Below are 23,701 nucleotides of genomic sequence, written 5' to 3'. Positions count from 1 at the left end.
TCGACAAAAAAAATGGAAAGAATAGCTAGTTTTTGTGTAGATCACCTCAAATTACAAAGAGGAATCTATCTTTCTCGTAGAGATGTAGTAGGTACCGAAGTGATTACCTCCTTTGATATTCGTATGAAAGCTCCCTATCGTGAACCTGTATTGGGAAGTGCAGAGATCCATACCATAGAACACCTTGCTGCTACGTGGCTCCGCAATAGTGATTGGAAAGATAAGATTATTTATTGGGGTCCTATGGGCTGTATGACAGGAAATTACCTGATTCTTGCAGGCGATTATACCTCTAAGGACATTGCTCCATTCATCACTCAGCTTTTTGAATATATGGCACATTTTGAAGGCGATATCCCTGGTGCTTCCGCTATAGAATGTGGAAATTACTATAATAATAACCTCCCTATGGCAAAATACGAAGCTAAAAAATATTTAGAAGAAGTACTCTATCACCTCACAGAAGAAAACCTAAATTATCCAGAGTAGTATTAAAAAACTAGGAGGCTTTTTGCCTCCTAGTTTGACTTTTGCTCATTTAACCACACTATAAGATTTTGCTTGGGTATCCATATTTGGGTTGTACTATTTATTCTTTTTTCTTTAAGTTTAGGATTAAGTTTTAGAAGCTCGTATTTAGAAATTTTAAATTTATTTTCAATACTTTTAAAATCTTCTTTTTCTTCACACTGATATAATACTAACTCAACATTTTCACAGTAGTGTATACATCTGCCTTTTCCATCCATATAAACTTCTTCTCCATTTATATATCCTACTATCTGATTCTCACTATTTATTCTTATATCTTCATATTTGAGAGGAATCACTTCCTTACCTTGGCTATTTATGACCCCATCTTTTCCATTTATACTAACTACACCAAATCCTTTAAAAAAACTACGTGCATAATCATACATAAAGGGAACTACCTCTTTACCTTTTCCATCTATAAATCCATATTTACTATTCAATGTAACACAAGCTAAACCTCCTGAAAAATCTCGGACTTCATCATAAATTAAAGAAATAGCCTCCTTTCCTTTTTTATCTATAAAACCCCATTTATTATTCAACTTTACTCTTGCTAAACCTTCTGAAAAGTCCCAAACATCATCATATTTTGAAAGAGTTACAACTTCTTCTTTTCCTACAAGGACTTTATATTCTTTCCCATTGATTTTTACTGTTACTATATAACCTGTTATCTGAGAAGTTAAAGGAACTAAAATTTCACCTGTTCTATAGACTAACCCTTCTTTCTTTCCCAATCTTACCTTAACTATTCCATCCTTAGAAAAAGTTCCTATTTCATCATAGAAAGGAGTCAATTCTTCCCCGAACTTATTTATAAAGGCTTTTTTTCCATCTATTTGTACAATAGTAACCCCATCTAAAAATTCTCCTGTTGCATCATATTTTAAAGGAATCACTTCTTTCCCTGTAGTATCTATAAATCCATATTTATGATCTTGATATACTTTTGCCATTCCATTCTTAAAAGGAGATACCCATTCATATTTGAGAGGGGTAATTTCTTTTCCTTTTTCATCTATAAAACCATAGTGATAATATCCATTATCTCGTTTAGCTGTCCTCACCCAAGCAAATCCTTCTCTAAAATCTCCTTGATCACCATATTTTACATTCTCTTCTTCTATCTTGTCTAAAATATTATCTTTAAGTTTAGTTATTGTCATCTGGAGTACTGTATCTATAGAAGGAGAAACGATAGGTGGTATTATAGGATTAAGTTTCTCCACTGGGTAGAGTTCTTCCTCTATATGAACTATCTCTTTTTGTGTGGTCATATCCTCTTCAGAGTTTCCTTTTATTAACCAAAATCCTATCCCTATAACGATAGCAAGTATTCCTGCAATCCATAGATTCTTTCTCTTTAAGTTCTGTGGTTGTGTCTTTTCTATAAGAGACGAAGATTCTTTTTTCTGTGAAGAAATCTCTCTGGAATTATTATCACTTTTTTCTTGAGTTTTTTCTTTTTCCTTTTCTGGAGAAGCTTGTTTGTATAAAGGATGTTCTTCTAATGGAATTATTGTTCCTTTTGTATCTATCCAGCTTTTCGAGCCTCCTGCTAATGTCACTATAGCCCAGCCATTTGTATAATCAGTTATATATTCATATATCGTAGGTACGATTTCTCTCCCTTTCCTATCTATCACTCCATACTTATTGTCAAGTATCACTATAGCTAAGTCTTCTGAATAATCACTTATATAATCATACTTTATCCGAGGAATATATTCATAAAAAGGAATAAGGTTGGTATAGAGTTCTGTTTCTATATAGCGCACCAAAATCTCTGTCAATTCCCGAACCTCAGCAGACAGTTCCATAAGCTTTTTATAGGTAGAATTTTCTCTAAATGGCAGATTAAAATCCGCTTGGGTAAATATAAGTCCATTCCCTCCAATTCCTTCCCAAAGAGAAGGTTTTTCGGCTATTGCCAGCAAAGAAAGATAAATTACCAATTCTGAAAAATAATCTACCTTTTCGGTTTGTTTATTAGAAGAATCGTTTATTCGCGAATTATGTTGGTAGCCTTCTTTTCCTTTTATTACTTCATTTTTTCCTGCAAATTCTGGGATATACATAGAATCATAATCCACCAGCTTCAGGGGACCATCCACTCCAATGATTATATTTCCTTCTTGCAAATCCCCGTGAGCAATGCCTCTTTGGTGGAAGCACTTTATCATTTTCAAGAATTCAGAAGCGATTCTTTTTAATTCTTGAGGGTCTGATTTATGAGCTTCTATATAATGATCCAAGGTCTGCCCTTCTACCCATTCCATTAGGATAGCATCCTTATATTCCCCGTCTTCTAGTTCTATACCTCGGCCTATATAGGAAAAATCTACAAAATAAGGAAGCGGATTATACTTAATATAATTAGCGATTGCATTCAAGTCTTCAGATGAGATTTCACCTCCTCCTGTGGGTATTCTCAAGGCATAATATTTCCCATCTTTCTTAATCTTGAAAATAATATTGTACCGTCCTGTCCTATAGGCTACAATTTGAATACCTCTGTGGGATTCCCTTTCTATTGTAGCTCCTTCTATTGGATTCGGAGTTATATTCTTATTAATACATATATCAAAATAGCTAGCAAACAAATCTATTATATCTCTTGAATCCATTTATAGAACCTTTTTCTTATTTAAACAATTTTTCAGTAACCGAAGAAGCCTTTTCCCTCATTTCTTCTGTAGTATTTGCTACTTCTTTTTTATTAAACAGCTTTTTCATTATATCATTAATCATTTTTTGGTATTCTTCAGATATAAATTCTCCTTTTTGTAGTGGAATAGCATATTTCTTTATCTTAAAGAACTGTATTTTGAATTTTTCAGCAACTTCAGGACTTTCTATCACAACAATATTCTCAAAATTATAATTAGCTGCCTGATAAGACCAGTTAAAGGAACCTGTAATCACTATTTTATTGTCAATTATACAATATTTGTTATGCATATCTTGTGATTTTCCTTTACGAATGATATTAATATTGATATTTTCTTCTATAAAATTATCCGTTATGGGTTTAGAGCCCTTTTTTTCACTCTCCTTTTCTTTATCTACATAAGTTACATTAATTTCTATTTCCTTAACCCGCTTTTTGGCTTCCAAAATAGCATCTCTATAATCTTCGTGCCGTATCCAAGCCATACAGATATAGATACTTTCTTTAGCATTCTTTATTTGACGAATCATCTCCTTATGGATATCTCTATCAAAAAAGACCTTTACTTTTGCATCATCAACACTCTTTGTTGGATTATGATTATTTTTGGTTTTGGTAACTTGTTCCATATTTTTCTTAGTTTTTTTATTCTTTTTCTGAGAAATTTAATTATCTTTGTTGAACGGCTAATATTCTTTTCTATTGTAATAATTAGCAAAGTGGTGTCATCATCTTGCAATCTTTGCTGGTTTCTTTCTCTTTCAACCAAGTCCTGAAATGCTTTTTCACTGGAGAGAGCTTCCAATAAAGGCAATCTGTCATCTATTTCTTGAAGAAGCCAGCTAGCCAAAGCGTCCGTCATCAAGTAAAAAGTACCTGTCTCCAAGTCCTGATCCTTAAGCTCTTCCATCTCTCCCTTGTGATTGCCATCGCTGACTAAGTAATTAGGTGTATTACCAAAATGGAAAGTAGCATCCTTTTCTATTTTAGGCAAGGATATGATTTCTTTCCCTCTACGTATGAAAAACAAGAAGCTATCTCCTATGGCTTGTGCAGTCCATTTTTTGCTAGGCAAAGAAAGTTCCAACCCTACAAAAGTGGCTGAGGCTATATCACCCATATGATATCGATTTAGAGCATAAATATCCTTAGATTCTTCTACAAACTTCTCTACAAAAGACAGCCATTCTTTCTTTGATTTCTCAACAAAAGAACCTCTACCTCTGGAGTCATTAACAAAGTTATTTGTCAATTCTTTAGCCCAAATCCTTGAAAAAAATGACATTGTAGCCCCATCAGCAATGGCAAACCGCTCCCTATTCTTACTTATCGCATAATGATCTTCACAATATTGGAACGGTTCACTCATTTTCTGTACTATAAAGGCTCTTACCTGTACTCTATACATATTTGATTTTCTGAATATTTCTTAAATTATTTAGTCCCAAAAACAATAAATTTATGAAATTGTTTAGAATCGGCATTGGAAATAAAACCACGGGGTTTAGGTTCATCCACTAATAAGTTAGGAAAGTCTTCATCCAAGCCTACACCTATTGCATTTTCTCGGTAACGCTTAGGCAAAAAGCTTGAAATATCAAATAGGAATTGGATACACGCATCGTTAAGAGACTTTATTTTATTCTCATCCCCTTCAAAGCCCACAGGTGTTCCTTCGCCTATGTGAATATTGAATACCTGAGTTACTCCATCTGGTGTTTGTTTTTTTCGTATTTCTTTTACTACTTCTACAACTTCCTGTTGATAATCTTTCTGGTTCTTGCCATTTACCTCAGGGAAACCATCAGAAATATTGATAATAAGTGGAGCTGGTGCGTTATGACATTTTTCTATAAAATTATCAATAATTCCTTTGGCTACTTCAAAGGCTTCTTTCATTGGAGTAATTCCTTCAGCACGAGGAGTCACAAACTGTTTAGATCCTGCAATTTTGATTATTTTATCTCCTTTTTTAATCTCTTTCTCTCTGATAGGAAATTGAGTGCTCAAGGCTAGGTCTTCCACATTTCCCGCAAGCAATGTCTGAACACCTGTTACAGGGTCATTCCCTCCATAACCAATTACTACAAAGTGAACCCTATTTCGGAAAGTTTCACTCGGTTTGTTTTTAATTATAAACTCATTAATTTGATCAGAAACTATATCTGCTGCATACTGAGCTTTTGACTTTCCTGTACTTCTGTAGAGTTCGGCCATTGAAGCTGACTGGTCCAACAGGAAGATAATTAATCCTGGATTATTAGAACTCCACAGCTGAGTATAACGGGAGTTAAATGATTTTTCTTCTTTAGAAGGTTGATTTTTCTTCTCACTTCCTCCTTGAGCAGATTGTGCCTTTGCTATCGCTCTTGCATCTAAAGATTCATTATTGCTATTCATAATTATATTATATTAGATTAATTTGAAAAATATACGTTTTTTAATATTTATAATTTTTATATTATTTGATATTTTTTAATCTATTTTTCTATACTAAAAAATAAAAATATCTAACTTATAAAAGAAAGAATATAAAGCAGTTTTCTCTCTTTCAAAACTATTTTGTTACAAAGGTACTATAATCAGGTATGATATGGTTTGAAATTTTCATATAACTGAAAAACAATATATTATCAATTCAAAAAACTATATATAGAGTTTTCTAAATCTATTTTTTCTATTGCTTCTTTAAAGTATTCATATCGTTGTTTTATACGAAAATCTCCTTCCGACTCATAGTCTCTTTGAGGATCATCCATTCCTTGTATTGTCCAAAATTGTATCTGCTCAAGTAGTATAATCTCATAAAGCCTAAGTACTTGGAAAGACCAGAGTTCCGAAAGCGTCTTCTTTACCTGCTTTTCACCATTATCTACAATGATATAGAGCTCTTTTTTCTTATCCTCGCGTAGTTCAAAATAATAACTACAAGAAAAACTAGCACAGACTAACCTATAGAGTAAGTCCCAATCAAAATCTTCCTCAAGATCCTCTGGAACAGCACAAGTAAATGGCAAGGTAAACTTCGAGAAATATTCCTTATAAAACTGAGTATCGGTAACATCCTTGCCTTCTAGAGAACCATATATATGCTCATAAGCCTCTATTGCGCCTACTGTGTCTGGTTTTTCTCTCAATTCTTTTACAAATTCTTTAAAATCAAAATAATACATATAACTATTGTTTTTGGGTTATTTTTAGGGTGTCTTTTACATATTCCTTGGTTATTACCAAATGATTTGTAAGGGCTTCTGTACCTACCTTATTCATTAGGTCAGCGAAAAGAGCAAAAAGGATATTCTTAAGTCCTCTTACTCCTAAGGTTGTTTTCTCAGCAGAAAGAGCTATCAACATCAAGGCTTCTGGAGTTATCTCCAATTGAATTTGATTGACTTGGAAGTAATTATAGTATTCTTTCAGAGGAGAGCCTTCACTATGAGCTAGAATTTCATAGATATGTTTTGCAGATATTTGTTTTACATAGGCATAGTTCCTGATACGCCCCAACAGCTCTTTTCGTTGGATAATTTTCTCAAAATCAGAGATTTTTACATTATTATAGAAATCACCTTCGTCCTCGTCCCTGAGAGAAGAAAAACCTACTGCCTTATTTTTCTTTTGGAGGTTTTCTAATTGTGCAAATACTCCCGTAAATATGAAGAGATTATTACGTGTTGAGAAGAAATAAGGTACTTTATCAACGGTAAAAGTAGCTGTTCCGTTATCATCTATAATATTAAGAAGTTCATTCAGTACTCGGTCATTATAATAGCCTGAATAGAAAAGCTTATCAAACTCATCATATAGTATAATAGCCTGTTCTACAGAGCTAATATTATTGTTATTTTTTTTATAAATATGAGAGAAAGCATCTGTAAGAGTCTGTCCTACAATTCCTTCTTGTACTACTGAATTACAATTAACCGTCCCAAAATTGATTCCTAGTAAGTCGGTAAGTACTTGTACTGCATAAGTTTTTCCACTTCCTGTAGGTCCATATACTAGTAAATTGGTTTTGGGAAAATCAAGTGTTGGGTGGATAATCCTTAAGTAATGTTCATAAATACTTAAGGAAAGCTTTTGTACATAACTATCCTGCCCCTTTACATACTGTTTTGTATAAGTTTCTAAGGACTGAGGGGTTATATAATCCCTAGCAATATGATACAATTTCAAATATGTCTGCTTAGCCATCTGGGAGACTTCCTGCAAAGAGATTTCACCAAAAGTCTGCTGCCATTCTCTCAAGCGCTGGGTGGCTTTCAGGCAATAATTGTCATATTCGGGAGTAGAAAGAGCCTCTTTTACTTTCTTGCCAAAGAGCTGAATATGCCCTTCTAACTTTGTCTGTAATGCTCTCTTATCACTCTCTGGCTTTGAGCTAAGTGTATCAATAATTTGCTTAACATACTTAAACTCCAAAGAAGGATCTGAGAATAAGAGTTTCTTAATCTGTTCATCGGTATTTATTGGTTCCATTGCACTTGGTTTTACGAGTGCAATTTACAAAGGTTGTGTATGAAATTGTTTGATAATTTTATCTTGTAAAATTTTGGTTATCAAATTTTTCTATATATTTTTTATAAACATATGGATAGTTTTGCCTAAAAAATACTCTTTCTTCATAAGTAAGAAGAATATCTTGAAATCTCTTTAAGTCTTTTGTATTTGAGGAAAGGGACAAAGCCTGACTGGTAATTCTATTGTTAGTATGACTTTCTATTTCTTTCAACAAAAAAGGATTCACTAAAAAACAATTTACATAAGATGTTATTTTATCTGTTATACTTGCTTCTTCTTCAAACCAATAATACAGATATATCGCCAATCGCCTAATTATTAGTTTAGGCACAAAATTAGAGGCATCTACATTCTTTTCCTCTCTATATTTTAATTTTTCTAATTGTTTTTTAAACTTTTCTATTTCCTCATCTACTTTCAAGTTCTTTGAACCTATTAATTCCGTTACTTTTTCACTTATTTCAATAAAACTATCAATTATTTTTTTACTTTCTTTATCTATTTCACGATTATTCCCTTTTATATTGATAACTTCTTTATATATTTTGAACCAACTATCATCTTTAAAAGCATTTATTCGTATTCTTTCCGTTGCTTGAGCAATCCAATATTGTATTTTTTGAATAAAATTTGCTTGTTGTTGCTCATTAGAAAGTACTAATTCCTTATCTTCGGGGACAATAAGAATATGAGAAAGACTAGAGAGCTTCAATCGGAACATACTAGGAAGGTTCGAAAAAGAAACAAAGATACAATAATGCCCTAACTTAGCAACTTCTTCTATAAATCGGTAACCCTGTGGTTCTGTCATAGTAAGCTCGGAAGGAGGAACATTGGGATTATCCCAGATACGAAAATCCACAATCGCCACCTTATAAGCATTGGTTACATCTTGTTCTATTCTCTTCAGAGCCTCAGAAGTTTTTGTACATAGAGTTAGTAATAAGCCTTTGTCCTGACCTTCTTTAATAAGATTCTCCAACCTGCTTGGGTCGTCATCTAGGATAAGTACCTTATGAGGTTCCTCTGTTAAGGAAATAGGATAATCAATAGTAAATAATTCCTCTGCTTTAGTACAAAGTATTCCTATAGTCTGGGAAGAGCTCTTCTTTACCTGACTGAGAAGTTCTTCCTTTTGCTTACTATCTGGAGCTGTCTGTATGATTTGAGTAAGCCATTCTCTATAATAATCGGAGTGCTTCCCATCCTTTACATCGTGCCTGATAATGGAAAGCATCCCCTGCATATGAGCGTACTGATACCCATCTTCCTTCTCCAATGGAGATATTCTTTGCATACTGTTAAAAGCACGCCTTTCATCTGAGGAAGACACTGGTAATTGAATAAAATGATATCCTAAGGCATAGAGCGAAATAATTTGCTTATAAGGGTATCTCCTAAGGATTTCAGCTCTGGAACAGAATGAGATAAATAGTACAGGAGTATCTATCTCTCTATCCAGTGCGATTTCTTTCTGTACCAGATTAATCCCCCAGAAATCCGTATAAGAATGTGATTTCCCTTGTTCGTCCCAAATAAGCTCACAGAGAACTATCAAGGCATCATAACCATTATTTCGTACTAAGGGAAGTTTTTCCTTAAATGAATCTAAATCATAGACAAAGTCATAAGTTCTATTGATTTTACTTTTTCCTAAAAACTTTCTTTCAAAGAATTTTTGTATCTTTTCTTGAGAATTACGATAGGATTCATTGAGGCATAGGAGTAATTTCTGTATCATTATTCTTTGGTTTGAGTCTATCTTCCTCTTCATAGAAGCATAAATCATGATTTTTCAGGAAAAGAAATAATCCTTTTATGAATGAATGAAGGTCTTTTTTATTGCAATCCAGCTGATGTGTGGCTATATTTCTTCTATTGGTAATTATACCTATATAACTTAACAACGTATCTATAATAGAAATATCTGGATCTTGTTGTTTTTTGGGGGCTATTTTGGGAGTTATTTCTTCCATCCATTTCTTTATTTCATCCATTTGAATATCTCGTGTATTGGTTAAGTATAGCAATCTATTATACATACTGATATCCGATTCCCTAATCTTATAAATAGATTCAAGAATATTAAAAAGATATACCACAATAATAGCATTATTCTTCTTTTTCACTGAAATAATATCATCCTTAGCGCTGTTTTCCAGCTGAAAATCATCATATAGGATTTTCTCCGAAACAAATCCAAGATAAAGTTCCCAAGATTCTCTGAAATTTCTGAGAATTTCTTTTTTAGAAACCCCATAAGTTCGCTCTTCTTGAGTTTCTCTCTTAAAATAAGACTTATGAAGAATTTCTTTCGTTTTTCCTGAATTTGCAGTTATTTCATCATTTTCTATCTCTATTTTCTTACTTTTATTTATCGTCTTTTCTGCATTTCTCCAGAAAGCAGTTTCCCACCAATAGATTTCTTTATTCTCTCCCAGTTCTCTTATCATAGAGAAAAAATCATTATAAAGAAATGCTATGGTTTTATCCTTACAGAGTACATAAATCAATTTTAGGAAACTAAAATAGTTTTCCAATAAGGATTTCGTATCATTTTGTTCGTCTAATCCTTTTTTCTGCCAATAGGCAAGTGCCCCAAGCCTATTGATTTCCTTATATGATTTCCATTTGTTGGAAGCTGTAGTAATAAGAATAGGGCAAGAGAATTTCTCTTTTTTTAATTCTTTCAAGACCTTTATACCTGAAATATCTTCTATAGGGAGTTCTCCTTTTTCTTGCTTGAGCCGCAAGTCCAAAATCAGTAAAACAATTTGATTTGTATTCTCCTTAAGCCTTTTCTCTTCATTTGATATACGCTGAACAATCTGATTTGTATTCTCCTTAAGCCTTTTTTCTTCGTTTAATATACGCTGAACAATCTCCTTTTCATCTTCTTCCTTCTGGGGTACTATAACTGCAAAATTATCACTCTCTCCTCCATAAATCATTCTTTGGAATATCTTAGCCCAACCCTCTTGCGCTTGGTCATCCACATAAATAATCTTAGGGGGTACTTCTTGAAAACTCTTTCGTATATCTGAAATTATATCCGAAATACTTTTTTTACTTCGTTGTATATTGCATCCTTCTATATTTTCTTTTATTTCCCTTATAATTTCTTCTATGAATGCATCTAATTTATTTTTTTCTTCAATTAGTTCTTTATTTTTGTTTATTTGATCATCTTTAGATTTAATTTCTTCTATTTTTTTATTGATTTCTAATATTAGTCTCTCTGTTGCTGTAAGAAATTTGCCATTTATTCTTCCCAATACTGCTTCCTTGAGGTTATAATAGTATTCATCTAAAATATTCTTGTATTCAATTTGTATATCTAGGTCATAAATGGTTTTATTTCCTAATTCCTCTAAGAAATTTTTCAGTTTTTCTCTTATTTCTCCTAACTCAATTAGTTCTTCTTCGGTTATAGAACTTTCTGAATCGATTTCCTGTAGGAGTTTATCTCTATTTTTCTCTAATTTATGAAATTCCTGAAGTTCAAAAAGGATATCTTTCTTATCTATAGGATTCAGATACTGAGCTATCTGCCCCCTTAATGTATTCATTTCTTCCCAAATTTTCTTCATTCCAGAAAAGAAATCCCTATCTGTTTCTGTCACAAGAGATGAATTTTCTCCTTCAGAGAGATAAATACTTTCGATAGCCTTATGCAACTGCCACAAACAATAAACACCCCACCAGTTTGCGAAAAAATGGCGATTATCAGGAAGCATATTTTCTGCTTTAAAATAAGCACTAAGGTCCAAAGGAGCCTCAACTGGAGCTTCCAATATACTAAAATCTTCCGTAAGGAAGTCAAAAGGAAGTTGCTTATAGGTTATTCCTGCTGAATAAAGCACCAAATGACAAGGATTCTGTAGAACAAAATCTTCCCTTGAAAGAAAAGAAAAAACAACACAATGCTGTCGGTAATGCTTTAACCGTAAGCGCTTAAGCACCTCTATTCCGTGATGATTTGTACGCAAGCCAACCGCCTTTCCTTCCTCTTGAGGAATATAATCCAGATAGATTAGGAAAAGGTCTTCAGGATTCACCTTAGTATTCTCTATTTGTTCTATAATAGCCTGTGGCGTATCCTTAAGATGAATAACACACTGATTTTTAGATAGAAAATTATAATCAGAAATAAGAAATATACGACTCATTAGAATATATTTTTAGTTTTATTTCTTAAGAAACTCATCTCTTTTTTGAGTGAGTAATTGTAAGGCTTGTTCCCTTTCTTCTTGATTGGGTATATCCAGTACTTCTAGAAAGTCCTTATGTAGCTCCTGAAGTTTTTTTTCTGATTCATTTTGAAAAATAACACTTATAATCTCAGAAACTTGTGCTTGATTATAACTATCCTCCTTTAGCACATAGCTACCAAATAAAGAATAAGTGTTATTTCCTGTAGTGTGTTCTCCTATTTTTATCTTTACATAGTCAGGAATATCTTTAAATATTCCTTTGTCATTAAATCTCTGTATTTCGTTTTCATCCTTATTCAAATGATAAAGAATATATACCTCTGTAGATTTTAATGCTTCTATAAAACCTCTAAAAGTTCCAAAAACTCCAAAATCTGAGGGTGTTATCTGGTCATACAAAAGAAACACACTATCTTTCTGAGGATCAATGTTTGAACTCAGAGTATTTTTCTCTTTGATAGACATTATTTTATCCTTTTCCAGTTCTCCTATATTGGAAAATTCTATATTTTCATCTCCTATTTCAGGCATTATATCTGACAAACTACCCTGACTCGTAAAAACAATTAACTTTTTCATCACTATTTTCTTGCTTGGTTTAAAATATAATTCATTGAATATTTATTCCTATTATCTATAAAAGCTGTTCGTAAAGCCGAGAAATTAAGATAAGTTACCGCCTGAGGCAAATCCCTTAGTGAATATTTTCCTCGCCCTGTAGTTATCACTACTCTGGTTTGCTTCGCCCAGTCTTCAAGTTTTTTATTTATTTGGGTGTAGTCGCTTCCGTACATTCGCTCTAATATTCCATAATGGATTACCAAAAAAGAAGCTGAAGTTATATGAGTTTGAATATATGTTTCGACCTTTTTCTTCTCCTGAGAAATATTTCTATTAGCTAAATTAATGGCTTCTGATGCTATTTTATCAGGAATTAAAACATTGATATGCTTGAAAATATCCTTCTCTGGCACTCCCTTATAAGTTGCTGTTTCTGCAAAGTCCTGAATACGCTCATCAATTACAATGATTTTATTAAAATAAGCCTCTATAATTTTCTGAATAGTAGGAACTTGCTTGGCTATTTGCCCTACATAGTCTTTTAAACTTACCCCTGATGTCCAGTTAGGAAGTTTTCTCTGAGCTGCACTGGAGAGAGGTTCTACCTTAATGAGATCTATATTTATATTTTCTATAGCTTCTTCCCAAGAGTCTACAGAATTCAAATGATTATGGAGAACAACTTGCCTACAACTTGAATAATTATTATATTCATTATCTTCTTTTTTGCCATTAATTGCTATTACCTGATATATATTATATTTTTTTTCAGATTCTTTTCCCAGCTTTTCTCCTTCCCATTGTTTCCATATATTTTTTTCAAAAGTTTCTATATCAGATTTTTCAACCATTTCATCTATCAAGCCATCTTTAATAAGCATAAGCCTTTCAGGTAATAAAGATAATATGGGTATTCTGCTCAACTTATGCTTTCTTTTCTCTGGGTTATTTGAATAAAAATGCTCACTTAACCCCTTTAAAGCTCCTTCTTTTTCCGATAATTCTTTTAGATTCTCCTTTGCACTCTCACACAAGAAAACAAATTCGTGATTAAAAACCCTTTGCGCTTTCAAATCTTTCAAAAAATCTTCTTGAGACACTATTTGAACACCTTTTAGGCTCAATTTTTCTAATTTTTCTCCGAAAGAACATTTTTTATCTTCATTGATTATAATAAGGTATTTTTCCGTTTTCTTTAGATAAAATGAATATCCTAAATGTTTTTCTTTCTCTTTGCTAATAATTTGTCGTTGATCTTCATCATAGGTTAGCCCTGTCTCAAAAGCCTTTAGAAAAGGTAAGCACTCTCCTGTAGTCAGTTCTTCATTGGTTTCCAACTGCGTTATATCTTTCTGGCGCAGAAAAGCTGCTGCTGCTTTCATTTCTAACTGCCCTAGCCCATAAGAACGCAATCTATATTCATCTTTCTCAAACTCAGGGTCGGAAATCATCGTATTTAGGTCTTGTTCCTTATTTTTAGATAAAACCACAGAATCAAAAATCTCTACTTTATAATATATTCTTGAATATTCAGAGAATTTTATAATGAAATGGACGCATTCATTTGCTTTTTGTATAGAATTATGCTTAGCTGTATTACGAATAATATTCTCTATAATATTATAAAAAGCCTGTTGTCCAAGAGTATCTCCTGGCAACATCACAGAAAAATCATTCGTGCTTGTTAAGGATTCATATTGTTTTACGCCTTCTTTTTCAATTTCTCTAACAAAGTGTAATTTATAGTTAAAGTGTTCAATCCCAGAGATATGATTCAAGAGAATACGATTTTCATCCAATTCTCTAAAGAGTTCTTCATAAACCTTCTTCTCTCCCACAGTATTGGTAACTCCATAGACAGATTCATTCAAATAGAAACATCTATTAGAAAGGTATTTCAAGAAGCAAGCCAACTGTTCCTGTGAATCCTGCAAACTAATGTTTCTATTTTGTTGCTTCCAAGGAAGGTCAAAACTCGCCTGATAGGCATTGGCTCGTTCTATATGAGTAGGTAACTTCTGCTCTGAAAGTTCCTCTCCCTTAAGCAAATGAATCAGTACGTGAGAAATGATATTATGAGACATATTACGAATAAACACCTGCGAATACGCCGATTTTCTCGCTTGTTTTTCTAGCAGATTTATTTTTTCTTCTAGTTCTATGTTTGCTTTTTCTATTTCATTATTTCTAATAGAAAAAATATCCACAACTTCTTGTGTAGAATATACAGTAATAAAATCCTCTATCAGCCTTTTTATTGTTAGAATAATACCTATGGGAATATGATAATGAAATAATAAAATAATAGAAAAGCTCAGTCTATCATCTCCTTTAAGCATTCTAACACGTCTCCACATAAGAGTTTGTCCATATTTTTCATTATTAAAATGTTTAGCTAACTTCTCAAAAGTTCCCGTACCAGGACCTCCTGTTTTTACTACTTTATATTCTTTTTTTCTTAATTCCAAGGGTTGTTCTATTATGTATTCAGTACTAAATACACCATCAGGAAGTATTGTTACCCCATATGTGTTTTCACTTTCTGGAGAAAATAATATATCATTCCATTCCTTAAAAAAATCTTGCAAGAGATCCTCATATTTTCCTCTAGAATAACACTCTCTTTTAAAGTTATCCTTTTCATAAATATCTATATAACAAGAAAAATCTATAGCTAGTATAGCCTTTTCCGCATCATAAGTACTTTTACCCTTGCTTATACATTGAACAATAGCCTTTTTTAGGCTTTCCAAATTTGGTTTTTCTTGTTTTGTAGGTTTTATCTCTTTTAGGCTAACTCTTTCCTTAGGAAATATTGATAATTTATCGAAATCAGTGAAAATAGACACTTCAGATATCATATAATTTCCTTGTTCGAACATTTTTTCCCAAAAAGAGTGCAATAATAACCTATATTCTCCTTGATTTTTATTTGTATGTTCCAAAAAATTATATATCATTAGTAAGCTACTCAAAGTTGCCTTTCCTCCTGGTAGTCCTATAAATAAATATGAAAGATTTATCATCGTTTGATTCTGAGAAGTAGCACTTTCTGTTCTTATAGAATAATCGTTAGCAGGATTCGTTTCTAAATTTTTCTTAGAATCTATTGTGACAGCTATATTTTGCAGATATTTTCCCTTACATATTAAATCATTCTTATGATTTATTCTCAATCTAGAAAAATTCTGAGAGATTAATTTTTGTATTCCATCTCCTCCAGTAGTTACAATTTTAAGATTATCTATCTTATCTGAGTTGAGAAAAGCTTGAAATATATAATTTACTAAATCCACTATATACTTCTGAGTAATAGGAGCCTCTTTTCCATCTTTTTCATCAAAAATAGTATCACTATTACTTCCTAAAAAACATATTGAATAAGATGAATTTTCTTCTTTTTTAAATACATCTACAATAGATTCTAAGACTTTCATATCTTCTGTTATATTTATGCGATTATCTCCTGCCAAAGATACGTTTTTATTTATATTTTTCATAGCTTTATTTATATTTTTTACAATTTTTATTTTACCAAATAAGTGCCTAACAATCCTATGTTAGGCACTTATAAAACTTATTTTAATAAAACCTATTTTTAGTTCTTAGTAATCCTAATAGCACAGTAATTCCTTTCATTTGTTCCTCCATCGGCTATAGTTAAAAGGTATATCCTTAAGCCTTGATAATCTACCTGTGATTTATTTACAGTGATGGTTTGGGTTATCTCATTAGCTCCCGAGTAATAATACTTTCCTGCTCTATCTACAGGCATTGCACAGAATTCTCTTAGCTTAACATAAAGTCGACCACCTCTCCTGAAAGAGCTATTATCTGTTTTACGTAGTATTAATGTTATCCTAAGCCTATTTCCATCTTCTTCTACTATTGAAGTTGATGCTTCTATCTTACCTTGAATGGTCTCATTAGGGATTCCACAAGTACCTGTTGGTAAGTAAGATACATATTCTGCTTGTACTTGGTAGTATTCTCTTCTTTCTTTTCCATAACCAGAAAGTGATATCCTTTTTTCATCATTAGAAGAACTGATAATCAATGTTCCTGAAAGCCTTCCTTCTTGTGTAGGAGCAAATATAATTGGTAGCTCAAAACTTTCTCCTTGGGAAAGATTCCTCGAATATTCCTGCAATCGGAAACCATAGCCTTCTATACGAAATCTTAGGTAAGCTTCTCTATTACCTTCATTTCTAATAGAGAGGTATTCTGTACTTTGTTGATTAACTTCAAGTTCACTGAAATTGAGATAATTAGAATTTACACTTATTCGTTCTTCCCGAGGTTCTGGAGTTGGAGCTGGCTGAGGTTCTGGGATATAGGGCTTTGGCTGAGGTGTTGGAGTATAGGGCTGAGGAATCGTTGGGATATTTTCATCTCCATAAAGAATAAATAGAGATTCTACTCCATAATATCTTTGAAGAGCCTCTTCCAGAGTATCATAAGTCACATAAACTAATCCATTGTGAACTCCTTGCCTATCATAAGTCCCCCAAGAGTTGTAAAGATAAAAATATTCTTGGTCATAACCTACTATAACCGTAGCGTGTGCATAGGATTCTTGATTATCATTACGATTCCATATACGTCTATTTTGAGTATCTACAAAAGGTTCCCTAAAAGTTCCCTCAGCTCCTCCAGAGAGGTAAAAAGCTACTATAACAGGGATTCCCTTACTTATTTTTTCCTTTATCTGAGAAAAGCTTATCCTTTCATAATTTCTGATACGATTCTTCTTTGCTTGTTCTCTTTGGTAATCATTAGGTCTTATATCATATTCATTAGAAGGTTTTTGAGCTATTGTACAAATGCCCTCAGCCTTTAACATATCGAAAGTAGGAATATAGTCACTTATCTCATTTCCGTACTCATCAAATTTTCTCAGTTGGGAGAACAAATAAGAGGGACTCATTATGGTTTCATCTGTATAAGGTGTATTATTTTTCTTATGTTGAAGATAGGAAACCACACTGCTAGCAGCCCAAGAAAGACAAGCCCCATTATATCCTTGTCCTACAGGGTGCATTGGAGGCATCTGAGAGGTTAGATCAAACGAAAGAGGAATATTCTGATTTCCCGCTCCATTAGATACATTAGAAGCTTTCCTAACTTTCCTTAAATCTTCCTTGGAGAACACTCCACGATATTTATGAGTATCAAAATAGGAATTTTCTTTCTGTAAGAGTATTTCACTCTCTTTTTCCTTCTGGCAAGCTGTAAAAGTCAATACTAAAACAACTACAAACGTTACAAATTTGACAAACTTTTTCATAATACCTACAATTTAGAATTAAACATAAAACTGATTTTTACTTATGCAAAGGTAGCTTGCCTAGGTGTGAAAGTGTATGAAAAAAAGCTGTCTGAAAAAATATCCAAACAGCTTATATATCAATAATTTAAAAGATTATATAGAGGAGGTAGCTCTTATCTTCCTGAGCTCTTCTTTTGCATCAAAGCGATTTTCTATTAGTTTATCTGCTATAATGTTTCCATCTTTGAGAATAACTGTTCGCTTACTGAAGTGTGCAATATCATCCTCGTGAGTCACAAAACCTATTGTACTTCCCTTATCATTAAGCTCTTGGAAAAGTTCCATTACTTCATATGAAGTACGAGTATCCAAGTTTCCTGTAGCTTCATCTGCCAGTAGAATAACGGGGTCATTCACTAGGGAACGAGCTATGGCTACACGTTGTTGTTGCCCTCCTGAAAGCTCACTTGGCATATGATGCAAACGGGATTCTAGTCCTACTTTTTTTAAGGCTTCTATAGCCCGTTCTCGGCGTTCTTTGGCAGAGATTTTAGGGTTATACATTAAGGGAAGTTCCACATTCTCTATCGCTGAAGTACGAGCCAAAAGATTATAGGACTGAAAAATAAAACCTATCTTAGTATTCCTTACATTCGCAAGTTCATTTTTAGACATATTTTTTACAGAAATTCCATCCAGAATATAATCTCCTGAAGTAGGCCTATCCAAGCAACCTAAGATATTCAAAAGTGTCGATTTTCCAGAACCACTAGGTCCCATTATAGTTACAAATTCTCCTTCATAGATATTCAGATTGATTCCTTTGAGAACTCTCAGGGTCTCTCCTCCCATCTTGAATTCTCTCTTCATATCTTTTATTTCTATAATTGTTTTTTTCATAATTATCCCTTAGTCCCTATTTTGATTTACTATTCCGTCTTTTATGAGGTTGTGGCATAAAAGGGCTTCCTCCATTTGAGTTCCCTGTAGGCTTTGCTGAAGGAGTTATAGTACTAAGAGAAGTGATAACCTCTTCCCCTTCTGAGATACCTTTTATCACTTCTACATTAATCCCATCATTACTTCCTATAACAATGGCTTTCTGAGAAAGACTACCATCAGGGTTCTCTACCCATACGTGTTTGTTTTTCCCTTTACTGAGTTCTATAGTTGGAATTTGGGCATTGATGCCTTTTTGTAGATAATATTCCGAAAGAAGAGAAGTATCAGGAGTGAAATTAATCGCTTTATTATTAACAATTGTTACTCCTTTTAGTTCATTAGTATAAATGACAATAGTAGCTGTAAGTCCTGGTTTTAGCTTTTCTTCTGAATTATCAGCCTCAATAATCACGGTATAAGTAACCACATTGGAGGTTGTTGTAGGAGAAAGACGCACTTGAGATACCTTTCCTTGAAATTCTTCCAATGGATAAGCATCTACAGTGAAAGTTACCCGTTGTCCTAACTTAACCTGACCTATATCAGCCTCATCTACATTGGCTTCTACTTGCATTTTCTTAATATCCTTAGCTATTTTAAAAAGAGTAGGAGCACTGATAGAAGCTGCGACGGTCTGCCCTACTTCTACTTCTTTACTGAGGATAATTCCGTCAATAGGAGCATAGATATTAGCGTAACCAAGATTAGTTTTGGCTTGGTTTAACATTGTTAAGCGTTGTGTTACTGCCGCTTTGGCATTATGCAATTGATAGTATGCCTGTTCAAAATCAGCCTTGCTAATTATCTGATTTTCATACATACTTTTCTTTCTATCATAATTCTGTTGGTAGTAAGTAACCTCATTCAGGGAGGCATTGTAATTGGCTTGAGCGTTGATAACATTTTCCTGTAAGTTAGTTTTGTCCAGCTCTGCTATAAGCTCCCCCTTTTTTACTTGACTATTATAATCAACATATATCTTACTAACCAATCCAGAAACTTGAGTACCCACCTCTATCTCATCTACAGGCTGTACACTCCCTGTAGCTGTTACTTCTGTGGTTACATCTCCTTTTTCTACTTTCTGCTTCTGTATCACTATGATAGCTGGTTTTTCCCTGAAGAAAAAATGATACACTCCATAGCCTACCGCTATAAGCAGAAGGAGAAAAATACTATTTCTTATTATCTTTTTCATTCTTTTGTTTGGTATTTGTTTTTTTATAAATTTATTTGTTTTCCTTGATAAAAATTCAATAATTGCTGATAAAGAACTACCATATATTTATTTTGCAGATAGATCTGTTCTGCATTAAGGTAAGTATTTCTACTCACTAGAAGTTCTGTATTGGTAAGGTTTCCAAATTCGTGTTTTTTCTGAGCTAATTCATATGCTAGCTTAGCATTATCTCTTGCTGTCTTGGAGGCTACCTCTTGTGCCTGACGAGTGGTTGCATTATGCCAAGCAGTTTCTATTTTAGTATAAAGGTCTTTCTCTGCCTGCTTTTTGTCTAATTCAGCTTGAGATTCTGAAATTTTCGCCAGAGCAACATTATTTCTGTTCTGATAATGAGAGAAAATAGGAATATTGAGCGAAAGCCCTATTGTTTGACCAAAATTATTATCCAATTGAGTTCTATAGGATTCATTAGCCCGATTCGAATAACCTGTATTAAGCCCAGCACTTAATGAAAGAGTAGGAAGATAGCCCGATTTAGCTATTTGTATATCCTTCTGTGCGATTTCTTTTTGCTTATCATATATTTTGGCATTGGGAAGCTGTTCAAGAGCTTTTCGGAAAATAACTTCTTTATCCTCAATTGGTTCGCTTACTTCTTCCTTATGGAGAATTTGAATCTTGAAATCAGTTCCTATAGGCAGTTCCAAGAGTTGTTTTAGGGTAAGTACTTGTGTTTCGTACTGATTCTGTGCTTGTATGATATTATACTGATTATTAGCGTTTTGTGTTTCTATCTCTATCAGGTCTATTTTTGCAATAGCCCCACTGGCAAAGCGTTTTTTAGCCTGAGCCAACTCCTCTTCTGAGGAGCGGGCAGTATTCTTCGCTACAGCGATATTCTCATACTGATAAAGAGCCTGCAAGTAAGCCTCAAGCACACTAAGAGTTATATTATTCTTGGCTTCTTTCACATATAATTCATTCTGTTCTAGGGTTAGCCCTGTACGTTGTATTTGTAGGTTTAATTTATTTCCTTGATAAAGAGGAAGCGAGGCGTTTACCCCAAGACTATTGGTCAGTATAGTCTGATTCACCCTATCGTTGGTAATTTGATTGATTGCTGATCCATTATTAACATTCAAGGAAGCATTTCCACTGACACTAGGTAGGCGGTTACTTTTGGCTTGATGATAATTAACTGTGGCTGTTTGCTGATTCAGTTCTGTTTTCTTAACAGAAATATTATTAGCCACAGCATATTCTATACAGTCGGTAAGCGACCACATTTTCTCTTGTGACCACAAAGGGAAAGACAAAAATGCGAGAAAGATAGTATTGTATTTCATCATTTTTTGATAATTCATTTTTTGAGCTACAAAAATACTTATTTTTTTTAATTGAGAGAAATATATCCATAAAAATATTTTTATTTTTTGTATAAGGATAAAAAAAAAATACTATCTTTGCACCCGCTAAGCAACCTCTGGCGAAGGACGTGTATGTTACTTAGAATTAATTTTAATTTTTATATTTTTATGGAGTCTTTAGTAAAGTACGTACAAGACAGCTTAATTACCAAAAAAGATTTTCCTGAATTCTCAACAGGAGACACTATTACAGTGTATTATGAGATTAAAGAAGGTGAAAAATCTCGTGTTCAGTTCTTCAAAGGAGTAGTTATCCAACGTAGAGGAACAGGAGCTACAGAAACTTTCACTATTCGTAAAATGTCAGGTGATGTAGGAGTAGAACGTATCTTCCCTATCAATATGCCTGCTATTCAGAAAATAGAACTTAACAAACGCGGAAAAGTACGCCGTGCTCGTATCTTCTATTATCGTGAATTACGTGGTAAAAAAGCCCGTATCAAAGAAATACGAAAATAATTTTCTATTTTTAAACATAATTAAAAAGGTTGTCATTGGACAGCCTTTTTTTATAAATTCTCAGCTTTTATTCTTCGTCTATGAGTCGTACCTTTATTAATGGTTTGTCCTGTATCTCTTGCCAGCCTACTTTCACAAGCACTTTTCCTTTTTCTTTTCTAGAAAAACAAGGAGACAATATACTTATCGCTCTAGAACCTGATTACAAGCCTTTCATTTCTCCTGCTGCAAGCCGCCGAATGGCAAAAGGGGTAAAAATGGGCGTAGCAACTGCTACAGAAGCTCTGAAACAGGCTCAAATAGCTATGCCTGAAGCTATTCTTGTGGGTACAGGAATGGGATGCTTACAGGATTCCGAGAAATTCCTCAAGGGTATATTGGATAATCAAGAACAGTACCTAACCCCTACAGCCTTCATACAATCTACCCATAATACTGTAGCAGGACAGATAGCCCTAAATATGCAATGCAAAGGAATGAATTTCACCTATGTAAATGGAAATTTTTCTTTTGAAAGTGCCTTATTAGAAGCCAAGATGCAAATGGAGCAGAGCCTTCTAAAGGAAATCCTCATTGGAGGTGTAGAAGAACAGGCTCCTCACACTCTTTATCTGTATGAATTAGCAGGGATTCTCAAGAAGAAAGAAGAACTCTCTGAGGATTTGCTCTCATCAGAGACTTCTGGAATTTGTTTAGGAGAAGGGGCTTCTTTTTTTGCTTTATCTGATAAAAAGAATGAAAATTCTTTTGCCGAAGTAATTAATATTTCTTTATGTAATCAATTAGAACCTGACGAAATAGCCGAATTTGTCAAAAATTTCCTTTCCAGAGAAGGAATCACTTTCTCTGATATAGAAATGGTCATTTCTGGAAGAAATGGGAATATAGCAGACACTCCCTATTTTTCACATTTTGAACATCTTTTTCCCTCTGTACCCATCTTATGTTACAAGCACTTATGTGGAGAGTTCTTTACAGCCTCTAGTTTCGGACTATGGGCTGCCTGCCACATTCTCAAAACAGGTATTATTCCTCCTGAAATGAAACTTTATCCTGAAAAAGAAGGCAAACAAAACCCAACAAGTTACCTACTATTGTATAATCAATCCTTAGGAAAAGAACATAGTCTCATATTGTTAAAAAAAGCTCTATAATAATATTTGTATAATATCAATTTTTTTTATATATTTGCGCTTTATTATTAAAAAATAAAATTTTATGTCATTTCAATTACCTCAACTTCCTTATGCGTATGATGCCTTAGAGCCTTATATAGATGCGCGTACAATGGAAATTCACTACTCCAAGCACCACAAAGCCTATACAGACAACCTAAATAACGCTATTAAAGGAACTCCTTTAGAAGGAAAATCTATTGAAGATATTCTCTTCAACTTAGATGTTGAGAACAAAGCTGTTCGTAACAATGGTGGTGGATATTACAACCATTGTTTATTCTGGGAAATTCTCTCTCCTAACAAAGGACAAACTCCAAAAGGTGAGCTTCTTGAGGCTATCAATGTAAATTTTGGTTCCTTTGAAGCTTTTAAGGAGGCTTTCTCAAAGGCTGCAACTACTCAATTTGGTTCTGGTTGGGCTTGGCTTTGCGCTCATAAAGGAGGAAAACTAAGTATCTGTGCGACAGCTAATCAGGATAATCCACTAATGCCTCATTGCCAATGTGGAACTCCTATCCTTGGATTAGATGTTTGGGAACACGCTTATTACCTACATTATCAAAATCGCCGTGTTGAATATATTGAGGCTTTCTTCAATGTTATCAACTGGGATAAGGTAAGTGAATTATACCTTAAGAACAGATAATTAATTCTTTTTTCATAAATAATTCATTTAATCAAATCTCAGAAAACCAATCAAAAAAAAGAAGCTATTCCCAAAAGAATGGCTTCTTTGTTTAACTTT

The 23,701-nt window shown here is 33.4% G+C and carries 18 protein-coding genes; 4 read left to right on the top strand and 14 right to left on the bottom strand.

The genetic code is table 11. The features are described 5' to 3' along the window. Positions 1-12: 12 nt before the first annotated feature. On the top strand, positions 13-489 hold the full coding sequence (locus RYK20_RS02055) for an S-ribosylhomocysteine lyase (RefSeq protein ID WP_314894240.1): 477 nt from the start codon (positions 13-15) through the stop codon (positions 487-489). Between the two features lie 29 nt (positions 490-518). On the opposite strand, the gene RYK20_RS02050 is transcribed toward RYK20_RS02055, so the two are convergent. The 14 genes from RYK20_RS02050 to RYK20_RS01985 form a co-directional block, all read right to left on the bottom strand. Beyond that, positions 519-3,161, bottom strand: coding sequence for a WG repeat-containing protein (locus RYK20_RS02050; RefSeq protein WP_314894239.1), 2,643 nt, complete (start codon positions 3,159-3,161; stop codon positions 519-521). A gap of 16 nt (positions 3,162-3,177) precedes the next feature. Beyond that, positions 3,178-3,834, bottom strand: coding sequence for a phospholipase D-like domain-containing protein (locus RYK20_RS02045; protein ID WP_314894238.1), 657 nt, complete (start codon positions 3,832-3,834; stop codon positions 3,178-3,180). After that, entirely contained in the window at positions 3,768-4,613 is an 846-nt protein-coding gene (locus tag RYK20_RS02040; RefSeq protein ID WP_314894237.1) for a protein phosphatase 2C domain-containing protein, read from the bottom strand. Before RYK20_RS02040 ends, RYK20_RS02045 begins: the two co-directional genes overlap by 67 nt. A gap of 26 nt (positions 4,614-4,639) precedes the next feature. Beyond that, positions 4,640-5,605, bottom strand: a complete 966-nt coding sequence (locus tag RYK20_RS02035; protein ID WP_314894236.1) for a hypothetical protein — start codon at positions 5,603-5,605, stop codon at positions 4,640-4,642. 233 nt (positions 5,606-5,838) lie between these two features. Continuing rightward, on the bottom strand, positions 5,839-6,378 hold the full coding sequence (locus RYK20_RS02030) for a hypothetical protein (protein WP_314894235.1): 540 nt from the start codon (positions 6,376-6,378) through the stop codon (positions 5,839-5,841). Between the two features lie 4 nt (positions 6,379-6,382). Beyond that, positions 6,383-7,684, bottom strand: coding sequence for an AAA family ATPase (locus RYK20_RS02025; RefSeq protein ID WP_314894234.1), 1,302 nt, complete (start codon positions 7,682-7,684; stop codon positions 6,383-6,385). Positions 7,685-7,742: 58 nt separating this feature from the next. After that, positions 7,743-9,467 (bottom strand): hypothetical protein, encoded by a 1,725-nt coding sequence (locus tag RYK20_RS02020; RefSeq protein WP_314894233.1) that lies wholly within the window; start codon positions 9,465-9,467, stop codon positions 7,743-7,745. After that, entirely contained in the window at positions 9,436-11,895 is a 2,460-nt protein-coding gene (locus tag RYK20_RS02015) for a hypothetical protein (RefSeq protein WP_314894232.1), read from the bottom strand. The genes RYK20_RS02020 and RYK20_RS02015 overlap by 32 nt, the downstream gene beginning before the upstream one ends. Before the next feature lie 18 nt (positions 11,896-11,913). Next, positions 11,914-12,519, bottom strand: coding sequence for a hypothetical protein (locus RYK20_RS02010; RefSeq protein ID WP_314894231.1), 606 nt, complete (start codon positions 12,517-12,519; stop codon positions 11,914-11,916). Between the two features lie 2 nt (positions 12,520-12,521). Then, positions 12,522-16,001: a hypothetical protein gene (locus RYK20_RS02005; RefSeq protein WP_314894230.1), complete on the bottom strand. Its 3,480-nt coding sequence runs from the start codon at positions 15,999-16,001 to the stop codon at positions 12,522-12,524. Positions 16,002-16,099: 98 nt separating this feature from the next. Beyond that, the gene (locus RYK20_RS02000) at positions 16,100-17,788 is read right to left on the bottom strand and encodes a C1 family peptidase (RefSeq protein ID WP_314894229.1); all 1,689 of its coding nucleotides are present in this window, start codon (positions 17,786-17,788) and stop codon (positions 16,100-16,102) included. 135 nt (positions 17,789-17,923) lie between these two features. Then, entirely contained in the window at positions 17,924-18,670 is a 747-nt protein-coding gene (locus RYK20_RS01995) for an ABC transporter ATP-binding protein (protein ID WP_311456276.1), read from the bottom strand. Positions 18,671-18,686: 16 nt separating this feature from the next. Beyond that, the gene (locus RYK20_RS01990; RefSeq protein WP_314894228.1) at positions 18,687-19,910 is read right to left on the bottom strand and encodes an efflux RND transporter periplasmic adaptor subunit; all 1,224 of its coding nucleotides are present in this window, start codon (positions 19,908-19,910) and stop codon (positions 18,687-18,689) included. A 23-nt stretch (positions 19,911-19,933) separates the two neighbouring features. Beyond that, on the bottom strand, positions 19,934-21,238 hold the full coding sequence (locus RYK20_RS01985) for a TolC family protein (RefSeq protein WP_314894265.1): 1,305 nt from the start codon (positions 21,236-21,238) through the stop codon (positions 19,934-19,936). 189 nt (positions 21,239-21,427) lie between these two features. Here RYK20_RS01985 and rplS point away from each other — a divergent pair, with 189 nt between their 5' ends. From rplS to RYK20_RS01970, 3 genes are all read left to right on the top strand, one after another. Beyond that, positions 21,428-21,778 carry a 50S ribosomal protein L19 gene (rplS, locus tag RYK20_RS01980; RefSeq protein WP_297977953.1) on the top strand — a complete coding sequence of 117 codons (351 nt, stop codon included), beginning with the start codon at positions 21,428-21,430 and terminating at the stop codon, positions 21,776-21,778. A gap of 80 nt (positions 21,779-21,858) precedes the next feature. Next, positions 21,859-22,932 (top strand): beta-ketoacyl synthase chain length factor, encoded by a 1,074-nt coding sequence (locus RYK20_RS01975; RefSeq protein WP_314894227.1) that lies wholly within the window; start codon positions 21,859-21,861, stop codon positions 22,930-22,932. A gap of 64 nt (positions 22,933-22,996) precedes the next feature. Then, on the top strand, positions 22,997-23,602 hold the full coding sequence (locus RYK20_RS01970) for a superoxide dismutase (RefSeq protein WP_314602850.1): 606 nt from the start codon (positions 22,997-22,999) through the stop codon (positions 23,600-23,602). Positions 23,603-23,701 lie beyond the last annotated feature (99 nt).

Origin of the sequence: uncultured Capnocytophaga sp., from assembly GCF_963525585.1 — a bacterium.
In the GTDB taxonomy this organism is placed as follows: domain Bacteria; phylum Bacteroidota; class Bacteroidia; order Flavobacteriales; family Flavobacteriaceae; genus Capnocytophaga.
Note: the sequence above shows the minus strand (reverse complement) of the source record. Positions and strands in the feature narration are given on the sequence as shown.

Excerpts from the sequence above, each read along its gene's own strand:
- RYK20_RS02055 (WP_314894240.1), top strand. The coding sequence starts at position 13 with ATGGAAAGAATAGCTAGTTTTTGTGTAGATCACCTCAAATTACAAAGA.
- RYK20_RS02050 (WP_314894239.1), bottom strand. The coding sequence starts at position 3,161 with ATGGATTCAAGAGATATAATAGATTTGTTTGCTAGCTATTTTGATATA.
- RYK20_RS02045 (WP_314894238.1), bottom strand. The coding sequence starts at position 3,834 with ATGGAACAAGTTACCAAAACCAAAAATAATCATAATCCAACAAAGAGT.
- RYK20_RS02040 (WP_314894237.1), bottom strand. The coding sequence starts at position 4,613 with ATGTATAGAGTACAGGTAAGAGCCTTTATAGTACAGAAAATGAGTGAA.
- RYK20_RS02035 (WP_314894236.1), bottom strand. The coding sequence starts at position 5,605 with ATGAATAGCAATAATGAATCTTTAGATGCAAGAGCGATAGCAAAGGCA.
- RYK20_RS02030 (WP_314894235.1), bottom strand. The coding sequence starts at position 6,378 with ATGTATTATTTTGATTTTAAAGAATTTGTAAAAGAATTGAGAGAAAAA.
- RYK20_RS02025 (WP_314894234.1), bottom strand. The coding sequence starts at position 7,684 with ATGGAACCAATAAATACCGATGAACAGATTAAGAAACTCTTATTCTCA.
- RYK20_RS02020 (WP_314894233.1), bottom strand. The coding sequence starts at position 9,467 with ATGATACAGAAATTACTCCTATGCCTCAATGAATCCTATCGTAATTCT.
- RYK20_RS02015 (WP_314894232.1), bottom strand. The coding sequence starts at position 11,895 with ATGAGTCGTATATTTCTTATTTCTGATTATAATTTTCTATCTAAAAAT.
- RYK20_RS02010 (WP_314894231.1), bottom strand. The coding sequence starts at position 12,519 with ATGAAAAAGTTAATTGTTTTTACGAGTCAGGGTAGTTTGTCAGATATA.
- RYK20_RS02005 (WP_314894230.1), bottom strand. The coding sequence starts at position 16,001 with ATGAAAAATATAAATAAAAACGTATCTTTGGCAGGAGATAATCGCATA.
- RYK20_RS02000 (WP_314894229.1), bottom strand. The coding sequence starts at position 17,788 with ATGAAAAAGTTTGTCAAATTTGTAACGTTTGTAGTTGTTTTAGTATTG.
- RYK20_RS01995 (WP_311456276.1), bottom strand. The coding sequence starts at position 18,670 with ATGAAAAAAACAATTATAGAAATAAAAGATATGAAGAGAGAATTCAAG.
- RYK20_RS01990 (WP_314894228.1), bottom strand. The coding sequence starts at position 19,910 with ATGAAAAAGATAATAAGAAATAGTATTTTTCTCCTTCTGCTTATAGCG.
- RYK20_RS01985 (WP_314894265.1), bottom strand. The coding sequence starts at position 21,238 with ATGAAATACAATACTATCTTTCTCGCATTTTTGTCTTTCCCTTTGTGG.
- rplS (WP_297977953.1), top strand. The coding sequence starts at position 21,428 with ATGGAGTCTTTAGTAAAGTACGTACAAGACAGCTTAATTACCAAAAAA.
- RYK20_RS01975 (WP_314894227.1), top strand. The coding sequence starts at position 21,859 with ATGAGTCGTACCTTTATTAATGGTTTGTCCTGTATCTCTTGCCAGCCT.
- RYK20_RS01970 (WP_314602850.1), top strand. The coding sequence starts at position 22,997 with ATGTCATTTCAATTACCTCAACTTCCTTATGCGTATGATGCCTTAGAG.